General features: G+C 60.5%; 2 protein-coding genes. Both read right to left on the bottom strand.

What is annotated here, in order from left to right; genetic code table 11:
- On the bottom strand, nt 1-2,422 hold a 2,422-nt coding region (locus ACSHSS_RS29815; protein WP_445545943.1), incomplete at its 3' end, for an N-6 DNA methylase.
- A 4-nt stretch (nt 2,423-2,426) separates the two neighbouring features.
- On the bottom strand, nt 2,427-3,773 hold a 1,347-nt coding region (locus ACSHSS_RS29820; protein ID WP_445545944.1), incomplete at its 5' end, for a helicase-related protein.

Raw genomic sequence — 3,773 nt, forward strand, 5'->3', positions numbered from 1 at the left:
CAGACCGATCACGTTCACCGAAACGTCTGATCACCATCGCCGAAATACGCAAGCCGCCGCGCGCTGCCACCTGCGGGAACGCGAGCCACCAGTGGAAAACGGCGTGCTGTCGGCACAGAGCTTGGGCCGCATCTTCCAATTCGGCCTTGGCAGGCTGCCCGCTAAGTACGCCCCACAGATAACCCGACAAAGGCACCACATTCTTTGTATCGGCTAACTTCGGTGCCAAGAAGGCTGCCACGTAAGTGTCGGCCAGTCGAGCAAATGCGCTGCGCTGTGCTTCGGCTTCGGCCGTTGCCCATGCCTGACGCTTCGCGGTCAGATGTTCGGGGGTGTCGTCGTCTAGCGTTTCCACCGTCACCGCCTGCGCAGCTAGGCCGGCTTGCGTCAGCAGGTCACCGCCCGCAATGGCACGCCAGCTCTTCAGGTCAGCTTTGTTCTGCTTCTTCAGCGCACTCGCTGTTGCCTTGTCATCACCCGAAAGAACGGTATAAGCCTCATCAGGGATACCGTGTTCCAGTACCTTGGGGTCTAGCACGCCCAGCAGCGCGTCACCTACGCGGAGGTGGTGGTCGACAAAGCTCAAGGGGCGGTCAGGCGAATAGGCTTCCAGCCACAATGCGGTCTTCGCGAGCTGGATGGCCATGGGATTCTTGTCCACGCCATAGATGCAACGACTAACCACATCGCGTAGCGCGTGGCGATAGTCGATAGGCGTCGGGGCTCCGCCTTCCCGTTCAACCGCAGCACGATGCAGTGCGACCTCGTCAGCCAAGCGCCGCGCAGCGGCGAGCAGGAAGTGGCCGCTGCCACAGGCTGGGTCGCAGATGGTCAACCCAAGCAGAGCATCCACCGGGCGCTGCGGATTAGCCTTGACGGTTTGCTCAATGACTGGCTCTAGCGCACTCCTGATTAGCTCCTGCACGAGGCTGTCAGGGGTGTAGTAGCTGCCCGTGAGCTTGCGGGTATTTCCTTTTGTGGACGCATCCGTTATCTCATCGCCGACGAACGCAAGACGGGCGGTTCCAGCATGCGTAAGGCCTTGAAGGTCCGGCACAAGTTCCAGAAGGCTCTCATATACGCTTCCAAGTTCCTCCGGCCCCATGTCACGATAATTGACACGGGACAGGCTGCCGTCAGCCCGGAACCAGCCGAGCTCGAACACCGCAGCCAGCAGATAGCGATTTTCGAGCTCCGCGGCATCCAGGTGCGAGCACTGGTCGGTGTCGAACAGCCCGCCGATGGCAGGCAGGCCGAGTGCCGCCTCACCGTGCGCCAGGGCCCGAAACGTGATGGTCAATGCCTGCCAGAGGTCCGCATGGCGGTCATGCTGGCTGCGGCGAACCGCGCGCTCCCGCAGCCAGGTGAGCGAGTAGCCATCAAGATACCGCGCCTTGGCCTCATCACTAGCGTTAGGTGCAAAGACCAGGCGTTCGCCACTGCCACGGTCGCGCCGGTCCTCTACGGTGGAAAGAAAAATGAGGCGGTAAACAAGGCGCAGTAGCTCTTCAAAATAGGCCTTACTGTCATAGCCGCTTTCGGTATCTTGCAACGCAGCCCGCAGCGAACCATTGGCAGGGTGACAAAGAAAGCCCGTACCCAACGCCCGCAATGCGTTGGTTACCTGGTTGCGCAATTTGCCTCGCACGGTAACGCCTACCTGCTGGCCCACATCGCGCCAACGCTCCCAGGGACAATCGGTCGGCAAGGCGTCGGCGTTGCCGAAGCGGCTTGCGTGAGCCAGCAACCAGAATGCACTGAAATCGGCCAGCAGCTCTTCAGCGAAGATGGCTTCGAGGTCAACCTCGATATAGGCTGGACGAGTGAGGCTCGGGTTGTCACGCAGGATGCGTAGTGACAGCCCGTTGCTGACCAGGGCCCAAAGCGAATCATCGCTTGCGTTCAACGCTTCCTGCGTCAGCATGAAGGGACTGCGGCGTCGAATCTTGCCGGTGTCCGGATTCGTTTCGCCAAACCGGTCGGCAGCAGTATCGAGCGGTTCGTCGACACCAGCCAGCACCAGTGGTACACGACCACCACTCCCGGCATAGCCAATGTTGTACTGGTGCCCGGCTACCTCGATAGGGGAATGGCGGGCAATATCGTGAAAGTGCAGTACGTCTCGCAGCAACGGCATCAGCCACTCACGCACCGTGACCTCATGGAGCCGCACGTCCTGGCGCTGTCGTAGTACCTGAAAATCTTGCCAGAGATTGAGTGCAATCTTGAAGTCGCGGGCAATTTCGTCGCGCAGCTTCAAACCTTTTGCAATGCGGTAATGGCTTTCCGTCTGCTCAGTGTCCTTGGGGCCTGCAAGCAGAGTCAGGCGCGTCAGCTCGTCGGCCGGAATGAGCCCGCCTTCGATACGAATGGCACGGTAGGTCAACTGATGCGTTTTGCGCGTTGAATTCAATCGGGCCATCGCGTCAGACTCCTGTCGTAGCCGCTGCTGCATCCGGCAGCAAGACGTAGACGCCCATAACGTCGACCGGCAAACTGGCAGTCACCTGGTAGCTCCCTCGACCTTCCGAAGCTTCGCGCACGCGGCGGTGGTCTTGCAACAGTGCTTGGGCACGCGTCTGTGCAATGGCTTCGAGCTGCGGTTGCCAGCCCGGCAAGGTGTCCAGGGCGGATTGCAACTGGCGGTCGCGAAGTGGCGCGGGCATGTTGCGGGTAGCCTCGGCGCTCAGCAGCGCCCGCGCCTGGTCAGCAGAAAGTTCAGTCAAAGGTTCATTTCCGGATGCGGCTACGGCGACTGCCTCTTCGCACATCAGCAGGCGTGTACCAGCGCCATGCGTCACCGTGAGTTGGTGACGAATGCGCAACAGCAAAACCGTGGTTTTGAGCGAGACGTGATTGACAAAAGCGCTGCCTGCACGAGCGATGGTCGTGTCTTCATTCACGTACGCGGCATCATCCAGTGCCCGTTCGAGCAGCGTGTCAGCCAGTACCGCTACCAGCGGATGCGTACGGTGAATGAAGCTCGCGCCCTGCGCTGGAGGCTGGTGAAAATCGATACGCAAAGTGTCGGTCAAGCCCTCGACAGCCAGTCGTTCACGTACCGAGGCAGGCAGGTGCTCTGTCAGCAGCTTGAAGTGTTCATTGACTGGCTGCAGGGGGGCGCCGAGCTGGCTGGCAGCGCGGCTTACGAAGCGCGCGACGTCCGCTTCACCGCCAAGAACCGCAGCGGTCTTTTGCCACTCAGGCAGTACATCCTCTGGTCTCAGCCTGCGTTGGGCGAAAATGGAGCGATTCTGCCGGGCTTTCTCGCGAGCGCTTTCCCACGCAAGTTCAATCTCCTTCGCGGGCTCACCAAACAGGTCGAGCTCTGTCTGCACGCCCATTGCTGCTCCCTTGCGCAACAGCACGGCATTCATCAGCGCCTGCGTGAGTTTTCCCTCATTGTCGGGCATCGGGACAAGTATGCCGAGCTCCTTGCGGATGCTTTCCGCCTTGCGCAGGATAACCTGCAGCACCGCGCCGTCGACCGGATTGTCCTCGCCGTAGAGCATGGTGCTGCGCACCTCACGGGCCTTCTGCCCGAACCGGTCCACGCGTCCCTCCCGCTGCTCGTGTCGAGTCGGGTTCCAGCTCAAGTCGTAGTGGACAACGGCCGTAAAGAGGCCCTGTAGGTTGATACCTTCAGAAAGGCAATCGGTCGCGACAAGGATGCGCATATCACTTTCGCCCAGACGTTCGACAGCGTCTTCACGTTCATCGGGCGTTAGGGAAACGCTGATCAATGGACCAACTTCCGAAGTTGCAGGCGAGAT

It is taken from the genome of Burkholderia sp. BC1, assembly GCF_052683555.1.